This is a genomic window from Pseudomonas sp. 1 R 17, from assembly GCF_900067035.1.
GTDB lineage: Bacteria > Pseudomonadota > Gammaproteobacteria > Pseudomonadales > Pseudomonadaceae > Aquipseudomonas > Aquipseudomonas marginalis.
In genome coordinates this window covers 56,728-76,248 of the sequence record NZ_FKLB01000020.1, presented here as the reverse complement: position 1 = coordinate 76,248, position 19,521 = coordinate 56,728, and the positions used below count along the sequence as shown (strand labels likewise).

Genomic DNA, 19,521 nt, shown 5'->3' with positions numbered 1-19,521 from the left:
TCATCGCCGGCAAACCGGGCTCCTACGAGGAATGAGGTGTCAGGCCGTGTCTTTGAGCCAGAGCTTTTCAAAACGCCAGGTGCTGAACAGCGACTCTTCTGCCTGGGCCCCACCGACGCGCGTGGAAACGCTGTCCAGAAGGTCGGCATACCCCCAGATCAACATGCCGCCGCGTTCGTACTGGATCTGCTGCACCTGATGCACCAGAACCTTGCGTTTTTCCAGGTCGGGCTGGGCCATGGCGGCGAGGAGCAGTTCGCTGAATTGCGCGTCGTTGAAGTGGGTCTTGTTGGATACCGCAAAGGGTGCGTCGGTGTGGATTGCACTGGCGAGGAACGGTGCACCGATGCTGCCCCCGGTGCTCAGGGTCCAATCGTTTTTCAGCGGGCCCTGGAAAGTGGCGAGGTCTACTTGCTTGACCTTAAGGGTGACGCCGATGCGCTTGGCCTGCTCAGCCAGCACTAATGCTGAACTCAAGCCTGGGCCCGGGGTGGTGATCAGTTCCACCTCTAGGTTTTCCTGGCCGGCGTCCTTGAGCAATTGCGCTGCGCGCTGAGGGGCATACGGTCGCGGGCCAAGGCTGTGGTTGAAGGTGGGGTCACTGGGCGCATACAAATCATTGGCCACTCGGCCCTGGCCATTCAGTGCGCGACGTACCAGTTCTTCGCGGTCGGCCAGCAAGCGAAACGCCTCGCGCACCCGCGGGTCGTTGAAGGGCGGCTTGTCCAGATTCATATCGAAGGACAGCCAGTTGCCGGTCACCGATTTGATGACCTTCAACCTAGGGTCCTTCTCCAGGATCGGCAGCTGTTCGGTGGGCATCGAGTTGGCCATGTCGATCTGCCCGGCGCGCAGTGCGGCGAGGCGTGAGACCTGATCCTTGAAATCGATGATTTCCAGCTCGTCGGCGTACGGCTTACCCTCCTTGTAGTAATTCTCGAAACGCGTGAACAGCGAGCGCTGGCCGGGGGTGAAACTTTTCAGTTTGTAGGGGCCGGCGCCCACCGGATTGGTGACCGGGTGGTAATCCACCGGCACGATACCGCCGAAGTTGACCCAGGTTTCGGCCAGCGGCATATAGCTGCGGCCGTCGTGAAAGTTCAGGCGCACGGTGCGGTTGTCGAGTTTGACCAGGTTGTCGCGGTCTACCCAGTGCAACAGTGCCGCATACGGCGAAGCCAGTTGCGGATCGGTGAGACGGCGGATCGAGAACATCAGGTCGTCGGCATCAATGGTCTTGCCGTTGTGGAACTCCAGGCCCGGACGCAAGCGCAGGGTCCAGGTGCTGGCATCCGCGTTGGGCTCGGCAAACTCTGCCAGTGCCAAGCGCGGCTGCATTTGCTCATCCCACTCCCACAACTTGCTATACAGCGCAAAGCCGCGAACGATGCCGCTACCCACCGGTTTATGCGCGTCCAGATTGCCGCTCTGGTTGCCGTCGAGAATCCCCAAGCGCAGGCGGCCGCCGTAGCGTGGCTGGTCGCTGCCGGTGGCGGCAGCCGGTGCGTCATTCGGGCCGCAACCCGCCAGCAGCAGAGCGCCGCCGGCGGTCGCGCTGTAGCCGAGAAAGTCTCGACGGCTCAGCAGTAAGGTCATGGTTTCAGGCTCCGCCGTTGGCCGAGTGCAGTTCGCGCACCGGCTCCAGCGGACGGCTCAACACCGAGCGCTCGCTGCGAAAGTGCGGCAGGATATGCTCGCCGAGTCGGTAGGCTTCTTCCAGGTGCGGATAGCCGGCGAGGAAGAACAGGTCGATGCCGAGGTTGTTGTATTCGCGAATCCGCGCCACCACGTTTTCATAACTGCCAACCAGCGCGCAGCCCGGTGGGATGCCGATATAGCCCAAGCCTGACCACACGTTCGGGTGGATAAAAAAGTCTTCGAAACCCTGCGCCTCGTTTTTCTCGGCAAAACCGTGCTCGTAGCTCAGTTTGCGTGCGGTGCGCAGCCCGGCGTGGGCGGCCACGGCCTTGACCGCGCCACGGGCGATACCTTCGTCGAAGAAACGCTTGGCTTCAGTGCGTGCCAGTTCTTCGGTTTCGCGGGTGATCACATCAATCGACAGGCCAAAGCGAATATCGGTGCGCCCCCATTTCAACGCACGTTGGCGCAGGTCTGCGATCAGTGCGGTGATTTCATCCGGGTGCTCGGCACGCATCAAGTAGAAATCCGCGTGCTTGGCGGCGAACTCCCGTGCAGCGATGGATGAGCCAGCCGTGCAGATAAGTGGCAACTGCGCCTTTTTCAGCGGCGCGCGCAAGCCCCCACCGTCGGCCTTGTAGAACTTGCCATCGTAGTGAAATGACTCGTTGTGCCAATAGCCCTTGACCACGTCCATGAATTCGGTGGCGCGCTCGTAGCGTGCATCGTGGTCGCTGTAGTCGCCGACCTGGCGCTGGATCACGTCCGAGCCACCGTTGATGATGTTCCATACCAGGCGGTTGCCGGTGGCGCGTTGGTAGGTCGCCGCCTGCTGCACGGCCACCCATGGGGTGTAGTGGTAGGGCTGGAACGCGGTGACGAATTGCAGGGTGCGTGTCTCGCGGGCCAGCAGTGAGCACACCGTCCACGGTTCTTCGCCGCTGGGCGCGTTGACCATCAACACACCGCCGAACTTATTGATCTCGGCGGCCTTGGCGATCTGGCCCAGGTAGTCGATGTAAGTGAAGTGGTCGCCCACGCTGAACCCGGACACCGCCCCGGTGCTGTCGGGACCGCCCCGATGCCAGTCGCCACGGTTACGTGGGTCGCCCGGCAGGAACTGGGTTTCGCCGTGCAGCGGCAGGCGAGTAAAAAATTCGATACTCATGCAAGCCTCCTGCTTACTGTGCGGTTGGGGCGCAGATCGAGGTGATCGGCTGGTCGCTGATGACTTTGTGGGCGAACGGGATCGAGTCCTGGAGCGAGGCATTGACCGTCGCGCTGTGGCCCAGGCCTTTGTACAGGTGGCCTTCGACTACGGAACCGGCGTTGCAGGCGTCCTGCATCAGCTTGACCTGGGTCGCGGCGGCTGGGGTGACGTCTTCGGCACCGGTACCGATGAACACCGGTTTGGACGTTTTCAGGGTGGGGTAGGCGACTTGCGCGAGCCACGGCGCGAGCTGTTTGCCTTTGTAATCTTTCTTGGTGTTGGCAATGCTCAGGCCCAGGCCCTCCACGTCGCCTTCCAGAGCGAACAGGCAGCTGGTGCGAGCCTGTTCGAAGATCGGCAGCGCCTTATCGGTGTAGAAGTCCGCCGGGTTGATGCTCGGGTCGTATTGCTGGGCTGCGAGCAAGGTGTAGAAGCCGTAGGCCAGGGTCGGGTCGACTTTATTGCGCACTTCCTCGCTGGGGTTTTTCGCGTAGTCGAGGGTGTAGATCACGCCCGTGCCGATGCTGCCCTTGACGCCAAGGTCCGGGGCGTAAGTGGCGGCATAGGCCGCAGCGGCAAACGCGCCGGCCCCGCCTTGGGACTGGCCGACGATCAATACCTTGTCAGCCAACCCCGGTACGCCTGCAACTACGGCCTTGGCGGCGTCGAGGATGCCGTAGGCGGCCATGCGGCTGTTCAGCAACGGGTGACCGCCGGGTACGCCGAGCCCTTGGTAGTCGGTGGCGACCACCGCAAACCCTTCTGCCAGCCAGCGGTTGAGGTACGCCACATCGCGGTAGGAGCGACCTTGCCAGGACGGTGCACACACATCTGCGACGCCAACTGTGCCATGGCCCCAGCTTGCGACCGGCCAACCGCCGGCCGGCGGTGTGCCCTTGGGCAGGAATAACGCGCCGGAAACCACTACTGGGGTTTTATTATCGATGCCATCGGTGGAGGTGTAGAGGATGCGTTGGGCGCTGGCGGCGTTTGCCAGGCTGATGGTCTTGTCCAGCGGTTCGCTGCGCAACAGCTTGCCCGGGATGGCCGGAATGGCTTTTTCCCAGGTGTAGAACGCCGAGACGCGGCCATCACCTTGCAGTGGGTCCGGTTTTGGGGCGTATACGTCAGCGGCGAACGCGCTCATGGACAAGGCCAGTACGCTCAGACCGAAGGCGAAAGAATGCGGCAGTTTCATTATCAATTTCCCTATCAAGGATTGGTGCTGACCTGACCACGCAGGGCCGGCCAGTAGTCAGTGAGTTTCAGGTCGATCAAAGCCTGGTTGGTAAAGCCGGTAGCCAGTGATGGGCCGATGTCATAAGTGTCGCGAATCAGGTGGTTCGCCAGGGCGTAGGTGGTGAGGGCCTGGTAGTGGGCCTTGAGTTGTGCATCGCTTTTCGGTGCCCAGCGTTCCTTCCAGGCCACCGGGTCGTTTTGGTCGTCGCGGCGCAGCACGCTTTCAGCGGTACCGGCGCGAGAGGACAGCTGGTAATAGGCATCCTGGTTTTGCGGTTGAGAAATCCACCACGCGGCCTTGACCCAGGCGGTCGCCAGCAATTGGGTGATGTCTGGATGCTGCTGTACGAAAGACTCGGTGCCCCATAGGTCGGAGATCAGGCGCCAGTCATTGCTGCCCTGTTTGGTCGACCAGATGATCTTGCCCACGCCTTTGTCTTCCAGGGCATAGGCCTCGCTGAGCAACACGGCTGCATCGACCTTACCGGCAGACACCGCTGCCGCGCCGACCTGCGGGTTGAGGTTGGCGATCTTGAAGTCATCGAGCTTCAGGCCCTTGCTGGCGAGGAAGTTGCTGAATGCGAACTCCCAAGGCCGGCCACGGTGCAGGGCCAGGCGTTTGCCCTTGAGGTCTTCGATGGTTTTGGCGCTGGAGCCTTCGGGCACCACCAGGTAAATGTTGTTACCACTGCCGCCGGGCACGATCAGCTTGCCCCGCACACCGCCGGCACCGGCGATCACTGAGGGCAGGTCCCCGCGTACGGCGAAGTCCAGGCTGTTGTTGCTGAACCCTTCGTTGATCTGCGGGCCGGCGCCGGCGTGGGGTAGGGCGATCCATTCGAGTTTCACCCCGCGCTCGCGCAGTTGGGCCTCCAGCCAACCGTCTTCGATCACGCGGCCGGCGATCCCCCCAAACACCGGCTTGCCACCTTGGGTGTAGGCGACGATAGCGATTTTTACCGAGGCCGGGGCAGCCGACTCGGCGAGCGCCGCGCTGCTTGCCAGTAGGCCGAACAGAGCGATGAGGCTTCTGTGCCAGAAATTTCTCATGAGGTTTCTCCCTACCTGAATTCAAAACCCTTTGTAGTAGGCGCGGGCTTGCCGGCTCCTACAGGGGATCGTGTTGGGAGGGAGAGAGCAGATTGCATGCCAGCAGCTGGAAAAATCGCTCTAGACCGCGTGCTGCATGGGCTGCAGCGTTTGAGGTAGCAATGGCCTGTCTGATCTGCTGCTGGTGGACGAGCACGTGGGTGCTGGCCGGTTGCTGCTCCAGCAGCAGTGGTAGGTCATGTTGTTGGCATATGCGATACGGGAATATATAAATATTAATTTATAATTAAACGGTCTAGAAAACTTCATGCACTATTGAGCACGCGCTTTTACTGCCAGGAACGCACCATGTCGCTGATCACTCATCCTAATCCTCGCGAATTGACCAAGTCGGTGCGTGCCACCGTGCTGGTCTTCAAGGACCCGCGCTCCCAGGAATTACTGGCACGTATTGAGCGTCTGGCACCCAGCGAAGCCAATACCTTGATCATTGGCGAGACCGGGACCGGCAAGGAGTTGGTCGCACGGCATATCCATCATCTGAGCCGTCGCGGACGTGAACCTTTCGTGGCGGTGAACTGCGGCGCGTTTGCCGAGACCCTTGTGGAAAGCGAGTTGTTCGGCCACGAGAAAGGCGCGTTCACCGGCGCTACCACCCAGAAGGCCGGTTGGTTTGAAGCCGCCAACGGCGGCACGCTGTTTCTCGATGAGATCGGTGATCTGCCGTTGAACATGCAGGTGAAGTTGCTACGCGTTTTGCAGGAGCGCGAAGTGGTGCGCCTGGGCTCGCGGACACCGATCCCGATCAATGTGCGGCTGGTGGCCGCCACTAACGTTAACCTTGCCGATGCCGTCGTGGCAGGTAACTTCCGCGAAGACTTGTTCTACCGTCTGCACGTCGCCACCATTCGACTGCCGCCTCTGCGCGAGCGGCCGGGCGATATCCTGCCCCTGGCGGAATTTTTTCTTGAAGAGCATTGCCAACGACTGGGGTACAATCGCGCCACGTTGAGCATCGATGCTGAGCGAAAGCTGTTGGAACATAGCTGGCCGGGCAATATCCGCGAGCTCGAAAACGCCATTCATCACGCCTTGCTGGTGTGCCGCAACCAGTTGGTGCAGCCGCCGGATCTGCATCTGGTGGACATGCGATCCTCGGGTATTCGTCAGGAAGAGGCTACCCATACTCCAGCTGCCCTCAGCGGTCCCGTGGACTTGGAAACGGCCCTCAATGCGTTATTCGAACAGAATATTCCCGACCTTTACGAGCATATTGAAGAGACGATCTTTCGTGCTGCTTACCGATACTGCCATGGCAACCAATTGCAGACTGGGCGCCTGCTCAATATCAGTCGCAACATTGTTCGGGCACGACTGGAAAAGATTGGTGAGTTGGGAGCGTCAGCGAGAATTTAACTGATATATCCGCAACTAGAGCAATGGCCGTTTTTGATCGTTCATGCGAGTAGGCGATTGGTTGTACCTGACGTGTCAGTCGCTATGGTGCAAGGTTATATCCTCATGTGTTTTTAATATTTCTTGTTATATGGCGCGAGCAGTAAAGTGCTGTTAATTCCTTCATGGCCGCCATTGGAAATTGTCTATGAACATCCCGCGCGGACACCCCAGCCCGATTTTGACATTGCCTCAGGGCGATAAAGATCCTCTTTCAATCCGAGCCAAAGCGCTGGTATTTGCCGACCCCCGGTCTCGGCAGTTGCTGGAGTATCTGCAGCGGGTGGCGCCCAGTGACGTGCCAGTGTTGATCAATGGAGAGACGGGCACCGGTAAGGAGTTGGTGGCGCGCTACATCCATTCGAGCAGTGGCCGCACTGGCGCTTTTATTGCGGTCAACTGCGGTGCGATCAGTGAGACCCTGGCTGAAAGCGAGTTTTTTGGCCACGAGGCCGGGTCCTTCTCAGGCGCTGTCGGCCGGCGAGCTGGCTGGTTTGAGGAGGCGGATGGAGGGACGCTGTTTCTCGATGAGATCGGTGATCTGCCGCTGCCTTTGCAAGTTAAATTGCTGCGTGTTCTACAGGAGCAGGAGGTGGTTCGGGTCGGCTCGCGCAAACCGATCAAGATCAACATTCGATTGGTGACGGCGACCAACGTCAACTTGGAACAGGCCATTGAAGCCGGCAATTTCCGGCTCGATCTGTTTTATCGAATAAACGTCGCCCAAGTAGAAGTTTTGCCGTTAAGGGCACGTCCCTTGGACATTCTGCCGTTGGTGGAACACTTCAGGAAACTCTACAGCGCCCGCCTTAAAATCAATGAGCCTATGCTTTCGGAGTCGGCTACTCAGGCGCTGCTCGATTATCCCTGGCCGGGGAATATCCGAGAGCTCGAGAACGTTGTTCACTTGGCTTTACTGGTGGCCGGCGACAGACCGGTTCGCCCCGAGCACTTGAAGTTCTCGGCAGGCCTTAGTGCATTGCAAGGCGCAAGTTCCAACGGGGTGCAAAAGCTTCCTCAGGAAGTGCTTCGCGAACAGTTTTTGCGATTGTTCGATGTGCCAGGTGATTCGCTCTTGCACGATATTGAGGAGTTGATGGTGCGCGAGGCTTTTGCCTACTGCGGTTTCAACCAGTTACGCACCGCGCAACTGCTGGGTATTACCCGCAACGCCATGCGCACCTTACTGGTCAATCACGGCATGCTCAAAGGCCGAGCAAAACCCTGATCTGCGTTCAACCTTGTTTGACCTGGCTGGGTGGGTTACCTATACGGCGCAGCTGAGGCAGCAACTGCGCGCCCAGGTGAATCGCTTCCTCCAAATGGGGAAAACCCGACAGAATAAAACTGTCCACCCCCAACTGGTGGTACTCCTCGATTCGCTCTGCCACCTGCGCATAACTGCCGACCAACGCTGTTCCTGCGCCGCCGCGTACCAAACCTACCCCGGCCCAAAGATTGGCTGACACCTCAAGTTCCCGAGCGCCGCGCCCACGGCCCTGCATCAACTGCGTCTGCCTGCTTTGCCCCACCGACTCATACGCCGCCATCTGCCGTTGTGCATGCTCAATGGTGTCCGTCGGGATTTCTTCCAGCAGCCGTTCCACGTGGGCCCAGGCCGCGTCGTCAGTGACAGCGGCGAACACGTGCAAACGCAGACCGAAGCGCAGCGTACGGCCTTGGGCGGCCGCCAGGTCACGCATGCGTTGGATGCGTTCGGCGATCATCGCTGGCGGTTCGCACCACATCAGATAAGTTTGCCCATGGGCCGCACCGACACGCTCGGCGGCTTCGGAGGCGCCGCCAAAGTAAATCGGCGGTACTCGTGCGCCTGGCGCAATCGGTGTTTGAATGCTGCTGCGGTAGTAACGTCCCTGATGCGCAGGCGGTTGGGCTGCCCACACGGCTTGGAACACCTGCAGAAATTCTGCGGTGCGTGCGTAACGTTCATCGTGTTCGAGAAAATCCCCGAGGGAACGCTGTTCAAAACGGCTGGAGCCGGTCACCACATGCAACGCCAGGCGGTTCTCGCTGAGCAGTTGCAACGTCGCCGCGCGGTGGGCGGTATAGGCTGGCAGCTCGGTGCCCGGTCGCAGCGTCAGGAGGAATTTCAGGCGGCGCACTTCTTGGGCCAGCACCGCAGTGATCAGCCATGGGTCTTCAAACCCGGCAGCGGTGGGCACCATGATGCCGTCGAAACCGGCCTGCTCGGTGGCGCGCACAATCTGGCGCAGGTAGTCCAGCGTCGGTGCACGCTCGCCTTGCTGGAACAACCCGGCCTTTGGCAAGCCGCTGCTGGTGAGGTGACGGCCATCGCCATTGGTGGGTAAAAACCAGTCCAGTTGGATCGGTGGGCGTACATCATCAGTCATGGTGCAGGCGCTCCTTGCGCAAACCCTGTTGGAAAAGCAACGGTAAAACCTGTTCGCCAAAGCGCAGCACTTCGCTGACTGACGGCCCGCCCTCCAGAATCAGGTGATTCAAGCCAATTCCGTGCAGTTCTTGCAGGCGTGTGGCGACTTGTTGCGGGGTGCCCACCAGGATCAGCGGTTGGCCGGCTTCCCGTTGCAGCAGGTTGGGATGCACTTCCCACTGGCGTAGCGGGTGGCGTGCTCGGGGCAGGGTGGCCAGGGGTTCCTCGGGCAATTGAGGAACCGATAATAAAGTGGCGGCGGTCTCCCAGGCGAGGTCTTCGCTGTCGCCGAGGATCAAGCCAAACGTGCAGGCAAACTCGAGCGTAGGTTGGATCTGCCGCCAGCGCTGTATCTCCTGGGCCAGTCGTAATGGGTGGCCAGGCGCTAACAGGCAGGTCCGCGCATGTGCCGCCACCAACGCATGGCTCTGGGTGTCGTCCAGTAGCAACGATGGGGCGGGTATTTTGCGGCGGGTGAAGCCGGCGTTCTCCAGTTGGAAATAACGGCCCTGATAGTCGAACCCTTCGGTGTTGGACGCCAGCAGGTGTTGCAGCAGTTCCAGATATTCGCCAATGCGTTCGCTGCGTTGGTCGCGGTTGAGCCACTCCCCAAAGGCAATGTGTTCGCTATTGGGTAAATGTAGCCGTACACGGTGGCCGCTGATCGACTGCAGGCTTTGCAGGGTAGTGGCCAGCGCGGCTGGCAGCATCACTTCCGGCGGCACACTCACCGACAACTGCACGTTGCGTGTATGCGCGCACAAGGCTGCCGCCACGCCGAGGCTGTCGGCACATAACGCGCCGCCGGGAATCCAAAGGCCATCGAGCCCGGCGTATTCCACGGCCTGGGCCAATTGAACCCATTGTCCCGGCCGTGCCGCCCAGTCAGGGGTACACAGGGGCATCAACCAACTGAACTCCAGGGGCATGCATAAGCTCCATTATTCATGGTTTTTTCCAACCCAAGGCCGGGGCGATATCCTGGGCCAGGATTTCCAAACGTTTGAGTATTTGTGCCTGGGTCGAGCTTTCGGCCTGAACCACAGCAATCATGTAGTCAGCATAAGGCAGCAGCGACGGGTCCTGTTGCAAGCTTTCGATCACTTCATCGGGATGGCCGTGGTGCACGTTCATCAAGCGCAGGTGTTCCTGCAAATCCAAGGCTTCGTCGATCAGGCCCTCACGTCGCAGGCGCGGGATATGCCGCTCGATATCCACCGACAGTTCGGCCTGGGCGCTGGCACGGTCGATGGCGGGGAAAATCGCACGCACCACGCCGATACGCGGTGCGCGGTCAGTGCGGGACCAGGCTTGCAGGTAGGCGTCCGCCAAAGGCTTTTGCACGGTGAGCGGATCATGGGTGGCGGTGCCCAGCAGCAGTCCATTGCCTTGTCGGGCGGTATAGACCGCGCCGTCAGTGCTGCCGTGGGAATGCCAGAGGCGTTCGCCCAAACCGATTGCAGGCGGTTGCAACGTTAATTCGCCGGTCAGCGGTTTACCTTCCAGAAGGCGCTGCAAACGTTGCTGGCGCTCGGCAAAATCCGCCTGGCGCCGGCTTGGGTCGCGATCAAAAGCGCTGAAGTTATCGAGGTTGGCGCCACCACTGCCCAGGCCCAATTGCACCCGCCCGCTGCTCAGAGCATCCAGCACACTGGCGTCTTCGGCCAGGCGGATCGGGTCTTCGAATGGCAACACAATCACCCCGGTGCCCAGTTCGATATGCCGCGTGCGTTCGGCAACGGCCGCCAGCAGCACCAAGGGTGAAGGAAGACGACCAAAGCCATTGCTCAAGTGGTGCTGGGCAATCCAGCCACCGTCGAAGCCAAGGGCTTCAGCCACTTCGAATTGTTCGATCAGGTCGCGGTAGACCTGCTGCGGGTCATCGCCAAAAGCGTGGCTGAGGAAACCCAATTTGAAAGTCATGAGGGGGCTCCTGTGGGCTGCCAGCCCAGTGCTGGTGCGATGTGTTGGCGGATGACCTCCAGCGCACGGATAGCCTCGCGCAGCGGCGTGCTGGTGGTTTGTACTTGCAGGATCAGTTGGTCGTGGGCTGTCAATGGCGGGCCTTGCTGCAATTGCTCGATGATCTGCTCCAGCGGGCCGTGCAACACGCCGAGGCGCTTGAGGGTGGTGTCGAAGTCAGCGTCCAGCGTGTCGTTGAGTACGCCGATGTTTTGCTGGCGTTGCACATAGGCCTGGATATCGCGGCGTGTGGCGTCGTCCGGTGCGGGGAGCAACGCCTGCACCCGTGCGACGCGGGCGGGCGTGCCGTTGTCGCCGGTCCAGGCGTTGCGGTAGCGGTTTACCCGTTCAACACCGGCTTCGGCAGGCAAGTGCGGATCGGGTGCCATGATCAGGCCGTGGCCACGTTCGGCTACCAGTTCCACCCGCGAGGTGGCTTCCCACACACGCTGGCTCAAACCGTTGGTGCGTGGCAGGAGGCGGGAACCGCTGTCGGTCAGCGGCGCGTTGCCAAATGCATTGAGCAGCTGTTGAAGGTGCTGCTCGTAGTCACGATGCCGTGTTTCATGCTCGCGGCCGAAGGCGAGGAAGGTCTCAGGATCAAAACCCGCACCGAGCCCCAGTTCCAGTCGGCCGTTGCACAGCAAGTCCAGCACGGCGGCGTCTTCCGCCAGGCGCAGCGGCGCCTCCTGGGGTAATACGATAATTCCGGTGCCGAGGCTGATATGCCGTGTCTGCTGGGCGACGGCCGCCAACAATACCAACGGCGACGGCAAGCGCCCATTTTCACTGGCGAAGTGGTGCTGCGCTAACCAGCCACTGTCAAAGCCCAGCGCTTCGGCAACCTTGAACAGTTCCAGGGTGTCGCGGTAGACCTTGGGATCAGCACTCGGGCTATAGACCCGGCTCAGAAACCCGAGGGAAAAGCCTGCACTCATGGTTTCACCTCATGGGCCAACTGCTTTTGCAGTGCTGGCCCTGCGCTGACGGATTCCGGCAGGCCACTGAACGGGCTGATGGTCAGGTAGCCTTTGTTCAGCCACACCGCTTCATCGTTCTGTTGCGCAGCGGTAGCGGCGGGGCTGTATTGGAAGCCGATGCCGGGTTTGCCGGGCAAGTTGAACTGCTTGAGATCATCGGTGTACAGCGCCTCAAAACCCACATAGCTGCCGACGCGGGTCAGTTTGACGCCTTTTATCTGCGCATCCTTGGGCAGATTGATATTCAAGCCCAGGCCCGGCGGTAGCAGCGCGCCATCGGGTTGGCGATGCTGGTCAAGGGCATGCACCAGTTTTGCTACCAGTTGGGCGGCGCGCTGCGGGTCTTTCTCCTTCAGATCAGTACTCACCGCCAATGCCGGAATGCCCGACTGCAACGCCACGCTGGCGGTATTGAAGGTGCCGGAGGCCATATTGATCGCGCCGAGGTTATTGCCAGGGTTGGGGCCGACGATCACCAGGTCGGGATGTGGCAGGACTTTGTTCAGGCCCATCAGCAGTGCCATCACCGGCGTGCCGCTGATTTCGATCTGTACTGCTTTGCCGGCGCACTCGGTGCTCTGGCATATGCCGTTGTCGGTGGTGCTGATGTAGTAGCTGTCGGGGTAAGCGGGGTCGGTATCGTGTCCAACACTCACTTCGCGACCGAAGAAGAACGAACCGCCTCGCGCGCTCTGATCACTCTGGGGCGCGGCGATTTTCACGTTATGGCCCTGGGCTTTCAGCACGGTGTAGAGTGCGCGAATGTTCGGATGCTGATAGCCGTCGTCATTGCTCAGCAAGATGTTCAAGGCGAAGGCTTTGGGGGCGATCAAGCTGGCGAAGGCGAGCATCCAGGCGCTGCGTTTCATGCCCTCTCTCCCGTAAAGCGGTTGTCCGGGCGCGGCAGGCCGAGGTTTTCGCGCAGGGTGGCGCCCTCGTATTCCTGGCGAAACAGCCCACGCGCCTGCAGCAACGGAATCACCTGATCGACGAACACGTCGATGGCGCCAGGGAAGTACGGGAAGAACACATTGAAGCCATCGCATGCCCGCGCCTGGAACCATGCCTCAAAGTGATCGGCAACGTCCTCGGCTGTGCCTATCACCGGGTTGCCTCCGGCCAGGCGCAAGTACAGCTGGCGGATGCTCAGGTTCTCCGTGCGCGCCAATTCCAGCACCTTATCCCGACGACTGCCGCGCTGGCCCACGGGGGTTTCCGGCAATGGGCCGTCGAGGTCATGGCCGGAGAGGTCGATGTCATCGCCCAAGGTGTCGGCCAGCAGGCGCAGGCCCAGCACCGGGTCGATCAGCGCCTGGAACTCTTCGAACAGCACCTTGGCGTGTTCACGGGTATCGGCAATAAACGGTGTGACGCCGGGTAGGATTTTGACGTGATCCGGGTCGCGGCCGAGGGCAGCGGCGCGTGCCTTGATGTCCTGGTAGAACGCCTGGGCGCCTTCCAGGTTATGCGAGTGGGCGAAGATCAGTTCGGCAACCCGGGCGGCGAGTTGTTTGCCCGGCTCCGATGCCCCGGCCTGCACCAGTACCGGGTGGCCCTGGGGCGGGCGGGCCACGTTGAGCGGGCCGCGTACGGCAAAGTGCTTGCCGCGATGGTTGAGGGTGTGCAATTTAGCCGGGTCGAAATACTCGCCACTGGCTTTGTCGCGAGTAAAGGCGTCGTCGTCCCAGCTGTCCCACAGATCCTTGACCACGTCATGGAACTCTTCGGCACGCTGGTAGCGGTCGCCATGGTCGACGTGGTTTTCGCGGCCGAAATTCCACGCTTCATCCGAGACTACCGAGGTCACCAGGTTCCAGGCGGCGCGTCCCTTGGACAGGTGGTCCAGGGACGCGAATTTGCGCGCGATATGGTACGGCTCGTTGTAGGTGGTGGTCGCGGTGGCGATCAGGCCGATCTTGTGTGTGACGGCCGCCAGGGCCGACATCAACGTCAGCGGTTCGAAGTGTTCGGCGCGGGCCGTACGGCTCAGCGCATCGTGATGGTGGCCCCACAAGGCGACCACATCGGCAATAAACAATGCATCGAATTTGCCGCGCTCGGCGGTCTGCGCAATGTGTTTGAAATGCTCGAAATCCAGGCTGGCATCGGCTTGGGCCAACGGGTGGCGCCAGGCGGCGACGTGGTGGCCGCTGTTGGCGAGGAAGGCCCCCAGTTTGAGTTTGTCGGTGCGGCGGGTCATGAACAGGCTCCCATCGGGGGCAGGTGCGGAGCGGGTGAACCGGCTCCGCAGGCTGGCTTAAAAGTTGTACGTCACGCCGGTGTACCAGTAGCCGCCGGTAGTGCCGTAGGGCGAGAAGTTGCCATAGGGAAAGCCGCCCGAGCTGCTGGCCAGGTCAGTGCGTTCCGGGTACTTGTTGAACAGGTTGTTGGCGCCTGCATTCAGAGTGATCGCCGGAGTCAGGTGGTAGTCGATGTTCAGGTCGGTGATCCACGCTGGCGAGAACGTGCGGTCGAAGGATTCGGCGGTGCCGTACTGGGTGTACTCGCCGTAGCGGGTCAGGTTGAGGCCGATCTCGAACTTGTCGACGGTCCAAGTGGTGCCCAGCAGCAATTTGGATTGCGGCAAACCGTACTTGAGGTTGCCCTGGCGCTGACGGTCATAACCACCGGTTGGGCCGAGGGCTTGTTGGGCCACGCTGGAGGCGTGGATGTCGTCGATCTGCGTGGTGTTCCAGTTGAAGCCCAAGGTGTAACGCAGGTTGCCGTAGGCACCGATGCTCTGGCGGTAGTCTCCGACGAGGTCGACGCCACGGGTAGTGGTATCGAGGGCGTTAGTGAAATAGGTCACCGCCTGGTTCGGGTTGAGACCCGCTGCTGCGAGGATTGCGCTGATTTGCGGTGTGCCGCCCAGGTAGCCGGTTTGCGCGATGCGGTCCTTGATTTTAATCTGGTAGGCATCAAGGGTGATGCTGGTGGCGTCCGTCGGTTGCAGGGTCAGGCCCAGGCTGAAGTTGGTGGACTTCTCAGGTTTGAGAGTCTCGGCACCGAGTGCCTTGGCAACATCGGAGTTGACCGCAACGTTACGGTAGTCGAACAGCTGGCCGTTCACGCTGGTTTGCGAGGTGGAGCTGTAAATCTGCTGGGCCAGCGAAGGCGCACGGAAACCGGTGCTGAAGGTGCCGCGTACTGCCAGGATCGGGGTGAGCTGGTAGCGGGTGGAGAACTTGCCGTTAGTCGTGGTGCCCGAGCCATCGTTGTAGTGCTCGTAGCGACCGGCCAGGTCGACGTGCCATTTATCGGTGAAGTCCTGGCCGATCTCACCATACCCGGCGAGGCTGGTGCGGCCTTTTTGCGCAGCATCCTGCGGGGTGGTACCGGCACCGGAGATGGTGCCCGGTGCGATCAGGCCACCGCTGGCTCCGGTGGTGAAAGGGCCGCTGGCGTAGGAGGCGAAGTCACCCTTGCCGATCTTGTAGTTCTCGTAGCGTTGCTCCAGGCCCCAGGAAATCTGCGTGGGTTTGTGCAGGCCGAGGTCAAATGCGCGGGTCAGATCGAGGTTGTTGGTCCACTGGCTGAAAGTTTTCACACCGGTGTCCACCGAGGTCGGCGAGTCCGGGCCGTAGCTCAGGTTGTAGGTGTGACGCAGGGTCGCTTCGGCGTGGTCCTGGCCATAGGTGCTGGACAGGTCATAGTCCCAGCCGGCGAGTTCGCCCTTGCCGCCAAACGCTACCTGGAAGTCATTTTCGATAAAACGCAGGGTGTCTTCGATGCCTTCGGGGAAGGGTGTGCGAATGCCATCGAAACTGGCGGGCTGGTGGAAAGCCAGCGGTTTTTCCGAGTTGCGGCGGGTGTAGGTGGAGAATGAGTAGAGCGTGAGGGCATCGTCCACCGGCAGCTCGGCGTTGTAGCCGAAACTGAAGTTGCGTGCCTCGGGCAGGCCGGTGCCGTAGTAGGTGTGTTGCAGGCTGGTGTTGCCGGCCGAGTCGGTATAGGGCGCGTTGTCGGAGCGGTCGGAGATTTTCTGTTTTTTCACGTCCAGGGCGAGGTTGATAAAGCCGTCGTTGGGCAGCGCCAGGCCGACATTGCCGGTTTGGCGCGCGGTTTCGCCATCGCCGTTTTGATAGTTCTGGCCGTAGCTGGTGGACAGGCTGCCGCCGTGGTCGGTCTGCTTGAGCACGATGTTGACCACGCCACCAATCGCATCCGAACCATACTGGGCCGAGGCGCCGTCGCGCAGCACTTCGACATGATCCACCAGAGCGGTGGGGATCATGTCCAAGTCCACCGGTTGCGAGCCGGAGTTGAGGTAGGTGCCGTTATTGAGCAGCGCGCTGTTGTGGCGACGCTTGCCGTTGACCAGTACCAGCACCTGGTCGCCATTGAGGCCACGCAGACTGATCGGGCGCACCACCGACGTTGAGCCGAAGCCTGACGATGCTGGCTGATTGAGGGATGGCAGTACCTTGCTCAGAGCGCGGGTGAGGTCGCCTTGCCCGGTGGCCAGCAGTTGCTTGGAGGAGATCACGTCCACGGGTGACGGGCTCTCGGCCAGGGTGCGCGCCTGGCCACGGTTGCCGATCACCACAACGGTGTCCAAGGGGTTATCGCTGGCCGGCGCGTCGGCGGCAAGAGTCAGGCTGCTGTAGCTGGCGGCTTCGTACAGGGCAATAAACAACAACGTGTGGGCGAAGGCCTTACTGGGTCGGCGACCTGTGGCGCGTGATGCATTCATGATGGGAAATACTCCAGTGGTTTAAGGTGTTGGGCCTTGATAGAGGACGGCTTGTTGAATTCAAGCTCTGGTGGGAAGGCTGGAGAGCAAGGGCTATGCCATCTGTTAAAAGTGTTTAAAAACATAGACTTATTAGGTGATAAACGGGGGTGTTGGTGTTTTTTTAACAGGCCGAAGGGCAGGGTGTTGGTTTTTGTGCAGGGGCTTTCATCGGCAACCGGGTAGTGAGCCGTAAGGCTTGGGTGGTTGTGCTTGGCACACGACTTGCTCTCCCCACGCGACACCCTGAACCCAAGGAAGCTATTTCTGTATGCCTAGACCCGGCCCGCGCAATGCCCTCACCGATATCCCAGGCCTCACGGTCGGCCACGCCACGGACCTGCACGTCGACACCGGCGTCACAGTGATTCGCCCCAATGGGTTCTGGACTGCCAGCATCGACATTCGCGGCGGTGGCCCTGGCGGGCGTGAAACTGCTGCGCTTGAGCCGGAAAACATGGTCGGCCAGCTCCATGCCCTGGTATTTGCCGGCGGCTCGGTCTTCGGCCTGGGTGCGGCGGATGCTGTGGCGGCGAAACTGTCCCACGACCAAGTGGGCCTGCACCTCAAACCCGGCGCTCCAGCTATTCCCATCGTGCCCGCAGCGGTGTTGCATGACCTGGCCAACGGCGGCGACAAAGACTGGGGGTTGGAACCGCCTTACCAACGCTTGGGCTTCGAGGCGCTAGCCAATGCAGGTGAGGACTTTGAGTTGGGCTCGGTGGGTGCCGGTCGTGGCGCCATGGCCGGGGTGCTGAAAGGTGGGCTGGGTACCGCTTCCCTGAATCTGGGAAATGGCTTGATCGTCGCTGCATTGGTGGTCGCCAACCCAATAGGCTCGGTGTACATGCCCGACGGCCAGACCTTCTGGGCGTGGCCCTGGGAAGTGGCGGGGGAGTTCGGTGGACAGCGTCCTGAAGCCGAGATGGACTGCAGCGACCCGATGCCGGAGTTGTCACGCCTGGATTCGATGGGCCGCCTGCAAGCCGGGGCCAACACGACGCTGGTGGTGGTCGCCAGTACCGCTCGGCTCACTGTGGCTGAGTGCAAGCGCGTGGCGATCATGGCTCAGGACGGGATTGCCCGTGCGGTGCGTCCGGCGCATTTGCCGTTTGATGGGGACACTGTATTTGCCTTGGCGTCGGCGGCGGTTGAGTTGAGCGATGGCCCACGGCGGCAGGTAGAGATTGGTTGTATTGGCTCGGCGGCTGCGGATTGCGTGGCGCGGGCGATCGCCAGAGGGGTGTTCAGTGCCAGGGGCTAACCACTCTCCACTGTAGGAACCGGTTCGCCGGCGATGGCGGCGGCTCAGCTTGCACCTGTGTCAACTGACAGACCGCTAACGCCGACAAGCCGGCTCCTGCTGCTTAGGTGAAACGTGATAGGCGCGTCTGTGCCTTTGCCGCCAGCTCCGGCAACTTCAACGCCTCATACACCCGTATCAAACTCCGATTCGTCGGCACATCCCACCCGTCATACCGGCGCCGCAATTCCAGTGTCTGCTGCGCACCCAACCAATCCCCGGCCTTCACGCGTGCATCCAGCTCCACCAGGGCAAACAGATCGCGCTGTGCGTGGCTGCCACCAATCTCATTCAGCCGGGGAAGGGCGATCGTCAGTTGCGCCAGCGACTGTTGCCAGTCCCCGCGTGCATGGGCCAATAAGCCCTTCGCCAACGGCAGGGTCACTTCGCCCCATACCGGCCGTGCGTCGAAGCTGTACTGGCGCAGCGCCGCCAGCAACCTATCCGCCTCCGGCTTGCCCGCCCGGGCCAGGCCATACAGGTACTGCACGCTCAGGAACGGCTGTACCGTATCGCAGACCCGACGTTGCAGGTAGGGTGCCAGCGCCTGCCAGCGCTCTCCCACGTTGATGCCGGCCAGTTCCAATCGGGCGAGCAAGGACACGGCGCCGACCTGGTCCTGAGAGTATTCCGGGAGGATGCCCCACACGTGTTGGTCGTAAATCTCCAGCACGCGCTGATCCTCGCCCCGCGCCAGGTAGAACAACGCCAGGTGCCACCAGTTGTGGGTGTACATGAACGAGTTCAAACCGTCCCAGTGATGGGTCACGCTTTCCAGGAACGCCGTGCCTTCCTCGATACGTCCCTGGGTCAGCATCACATGGGCCAGGGCGTGCTGGGCCCAAGGCTCCGAGGGTTGCAGGCGCAAGGCTTGCAGCGCGCTGGCTTCGGCTTCTTCGAGCAGGTGGCATTGCTCGTAGGCGAAGGCCAGCAGGCCGTGGCTGTGGGCAATATCGGGTGCGCCAGCGGTGGCCTTTAGGCCGATGCGCAACAGGGCGGGCCAGTTGCCGCGGTTGAATTCCAGGTACTGGTTGAGCTTGGCGGCAAACAGGTCGCGGGGGTAGCGGTCGAGCAGGTTTTCGCTCAAATGCAGGACCTGATCGAGGTCGTCCTTGATCCAGGCTTGCAGCACGCCAAGGTACAGCTGGGCGCGCGGGTGAGCGGCGTGCGCCGCACGTTGGCGGTATTTTTCCGCGAGTGCCGGGCCCTCGGGCGACTCGATGAACATCAGCAGCAAGCCGGCAAACGCATTGGCCAGCGCGGAGTCGGGATCGGCATCGGCGGTGGCAAGGATGCGTTCGGCACGGGGCTGGTAGCCGAGGAAGCCGCCTATGAAGTCGTCCAGCCCTTGGAGGGTGGTGGGGTCGGTGGTGTCGATGGGGTTGCCCAGGTAATCCAGTGACATGGTGGCGAGGCTCGTTTATTCAGATGGCAGTTGCAGGGGCAAACCTCGTGCCATCGACCAGCGATGGACCCCTGTGGGAGGGGGCTTGCCCCGATAGCGGCGGGTCAGTTGGCGCATTCATTGATGACCCACCG

General features: G+C 61.2%; 15 protein-coding genes. 3 read left to right on the top strand and 12 right to left on the bottom strand.

What is annotated here, in order from left to right; genetic code table 11:
- Window positions 1-39: 39 nt before the first annotated feature.
- From BFP99_RS04790 to BFP99_RS04775, 4 genes are read right to left on the bottom strand one after another with little or no spacing between them, the layout of a single operon-like run.
- The gene (locus BFP99_RS04790; protein ID WP_065927630.1) at window positions 40-1,596 is read right to left on the bottom strand and encodes an ABC transporter substrate-binding protein; all 1,557 of its coding nucleotides are present in this window, start codon (window positions 1,594-1,596) and stop codon (window positions 40-42) included.
- A 4-nt stretch (window positions 1,597-1,600) separates the two neighbouring features.
- A complete protein-coding gene (locus tag BFP99_RS04785) occupies window positions 1,601-2,806 on the bottom strand; it encodes an LLM class flavin-dependent oxidoreductase (RefSeq protein ID WP_065946742.1) in 1,206 nt (401 codons plus the stop codon).
- Between the two features lie 13 nt (window positions 2,807-2,819).
- Window positions 2,820-4,046 (bottom strand): alpha/beta hydrolase family protein, encoded by a 1,227-nt coding sequence (locus tag BFP99_RS04780; RefSeq protein WP_065927628.1) that lies wholly within the window; start codon window positions 4,044-4,046, stop codon window positions 2,820-2,822.
- A 14-nt stretch (window positions 4,047-4,060) separates the two neighbouring features.
- The gene (locus BFP99_RS04775) at window positions 4,061-5,137 is read right to left on the bottom strand and encodes an ABC transporter substrate-binding protein (RefSeq protein WP_065927627.1); all 1,077 of its coding nucleotides are present in this window, start codon (window positions 5,135-5,137) and stop codon (window positions 4,061-4,063) included.
- A gap of 348 nt (window positions 5,138-5,485) precedes the next feature.
- On the opposite strand from BFP99_RS04775, the gene BFP99_RS04770 reads away from it, so the two are divergent.
- Together BFP99_RS04770 and BFP99_RS04765 are read left to right on the top strand one after the other, a co-directional pair.
- On the top strand, window positions 5,486-6,553 hold the full coding sequence (locus BFP99_RS04770) for a sigma-54 interaction domain-containing protein (protein WP_065927626.1): 1,068 nt from the start codon (window positions 5,486-5,488) through the stop codon (window positions 6,551-6,553).
- Window positions 6,554-6,740: 187 nt separating this feature from the next.
- Window positions 6,741-7,820 (top strand): sigma-54 interaction domain-containing protein, encoded by a 1,080-nt coding sequence (locus tag BFP99_RS04765; RefSeq protein WP_065946741.1) that lies wholly within the window; start codon window positions 6,741-6,743, stop codon window positions 7,818-7,820.
- A gap of 7 nt (window positions 7,821-7,827) precedes the next feature.
- Here BFP99_RS04765 and BFP99_RS04760 read toward each other — a convergent pair whose 3' ends face one another.
- Genes BFP99_RS04760 through BFP99_RS04730 form a run of 7 tightly spaced genes read right to left on the bottom strand, consistent with a single transcriptional unit; the run spans window position 7,828 to window position 16,640 of the window.
- Window positions 7,828-8,964, bottom strand: a complete 1,137-nt coding sequence (locus BFP99_RS04760; protein ID WP_065927624.1) for an LLM class flavin-dependent oxidoreductase — start codon at window positions 8,962-8,964, stop codon at window positions 7,828-7,830.
- Window positions 8,957-9,934: an LLM class flavin-dependent oxidoreductase gene (locus BFP99_RS04755; protein ID WP_065946740.1), complete on the bottom strand. Its 978-nt coding sequence runs from the start codon at window positions 9,932-9,934 to the stop codon at window positions 8,957-8,959. Before BFP99_RS04755 ends, BFP99_RS04760 begins: the two co-directional genes overlap by 8 nt.
- 16 nt (window positions 9,935-9,950) lie before the next feature.
- A complete protein-coding gene (locus BFP99_RS04750; RefSeq protein ID WP_065946739.1) occupies window positions 9,951-10,928 on the bottom strand; it encodes an LLM class flavin-dependent oxidoreductase in 978 nt (325 codons plus the stop codon).
- Window positions 10,925-11,905, bottom strand: coding sequence for an LLM class flavin-dependent oxidoreductase (locus BFP99_RS04745; protein WP_065946738.1), 981 nt, complete (start codon window positions 11,903-11,905; stop codon window positions 10,925-10,927). Before BFP99_RS04745 ends, BFP99_RS04750 begins: the two co-directional genes overlap by 4 nt.
- Window positions 11,902-12,816: a 5'/3'-nucleotidase SurE gene (locus tag BFP99_RS04740; protein WP_065946737.1), complete on the bottom strand. Its 915-nt coding sequence runs from the start codon at window positions 12,814-12,816 to the stop codon at window positions 11,902-11,904. Before BFP99_RS04740 ends, BFP99_RS04745 begins: the two co-directional genes overlap by 4 nt.
- Window positions 12,813-14,147: an LLM class flavin-dependent oxidoreductase gene (locus BFP99_RS04735; RefSeq protein WP_065927619.1), complete on the bottom strand. Its 1,335-nt coding sequence runs from the start codon at window positions 14,145-14,147 to the stop codon at window positions 12,813-12,815. The genes BFP99_RS04740 and BFP99_RS04735 overlap by 4 nt, the downstream gene beginning before the upstream one ends.
- A 57-nt stretch (window positions 14,148-14,204) precedes the next feature.
- Entirely contained in the window at window positions 14,205-16,640 is a 2,436-nt protein-coding gene (locus BFP99_RS04730) for a TonB-dependent receptor plug domain-containing protein (protein WP_065946736.1), read from the bottom strand.
- Window positions 16,641-16,950: 310 nt separating this feature from the next.
- Here BFP99_RS04730 and BFP99_RS04725 point away from each other — a divergent pair, with 310 nt between their 5' ends.
- Window positions 16,951-17,943, top strand: coding sequence for a P1 family peptidase (locus BFP99_RS04725; protein ID WP_065946735.1), 993 nt, complete (start codon window positions 16,951-16,953; stop codon window positions 17,941-17,943).
- Between the two features lie 103 nt (window positions 17,944-18,046).
- Here the strand turns inward: BFP99_RS04725 and BFP99_RS04720 are convergent, their stop codons facing one another.
- Window positions 18,047-19,387: a tetratricopeptide repeat protein gene (locus tag BFP99_RS04720; protein ID WP_065946734.1), complete on the bottom strand. Its 1,341-nt coding sequence runs from the start codon at window positions 19,385-19,387 to the stop codon at window positions 18,047-18,049.
- Window positions 19,388-19,521: the final 134 nt, after the last annotated feature.

Bases quoted from the DNA above. Each gene is read 5' to 3' on its own strand.
- BFP99_RS04790 (WP_065927630.1), bottom strand. From the start codon at position 1,596: ATGACCTTACTGCTGAGCCGTCGAGACTTTCTCGGCTACAGCGCGACC.
- BFP99_RS04785 (WP_065946742.1), bottom strand. From the start codon at position 2,806: ATGAGTATCGAATTTTTTACTCGCCTGCCGCTGCACGGCGAAACCCAG.
- BFP99_RS04780 (WP_065927628.1), bottom strand. From the start codon at position 4,046: ATGAAACTGCCGCATTCTTTCGCCTTCGGTCTGAGCGTACTGGCCTTG.
- BFP99_RS04775 (WP_065927627.1), bottom strand. From the start codon at position 5,137: ATGAGAAATTTCTGGCACAGAAGCCTCATCGCTCTGTTCGGCCTACTG.
- BFP99_RS04770 (WP_065927626.1), top strand. From the start codon at position 5,486: ATGTCGCTGATCACTCATCCTAATCCTCGCGAATTGACCAAGTCGGTG.
- BFP99_RS04765 (WP_065946741.1), top strand. From the start codon at position 6,741: ATGAACATCCCGCGCGGACACCCCAGCCCGATTTTGACATTGCCTCAG.
- BFP99_RS04760 (WP_065927624.1), bottom strand. From the start codon at position 8,964: ATGACTGATGATGTACGCCCACCGATCCAACTGGACTGGTTTTTACCC.
- BFP99_RS04755 (WP_065946740.1), bottom strand. From the start codon at position 9,934: ATGCCCCTGGAGTTCAGTTGGTTGATGCCCCTGTGTACCCCTGACTGG.
- BFP99_RS04750 (WP_065946739.1), bottom strand. From the start codon at position 10,928: ATGACTTTCAAATTGGGTTTCCTCAGCCACGCTTTTGGCGATGACCCG.
- BFP99_RS04745 (WP_065946738.1), bottom strand. From the start codon at position 11,905: ATGAGTGCAGGCTTTTCCCTCGGGTTTCTGAGCCGGGTCTATAGCCCG.
- BFP99_RS04740 (WP_065946737.1), bottom strand. From the start codon at position 12,816: ATGAAACGCAGCGCCTGGATGCTCGCCTTCGCCAGCTTGATCGCCCCC.
- BFP99_RS04735 (WP_065927619.1), bottom strand. From the start codon at position 14,147: ATGACCCGCCGCACCGACAAACTCAAACTGGGGGCCTTCCTCGCCAAC.
- BFP99_RS04730 (WP_065946736.1), bottom strand. From the start codon at position 16,640: ATGAATGCATCACGCGCCACAGGTCGCCGACCCAGTAAGGCCTTCGCC.
- BFP99_RS04725 (WP_065946735.1), top strand. From the start codon at position 16,951: ATGCCTAGACCCGGCCCGCGCAATGCCCTCACCGATATCCCAGGCCTC.
- BFP99_RS04720 (WP_065946734.1), bottom strand. From the start codon at position 19,387: ATGTCACTGGATTACCTGGGCAACCCCATCGACACCACCGACCCCACC.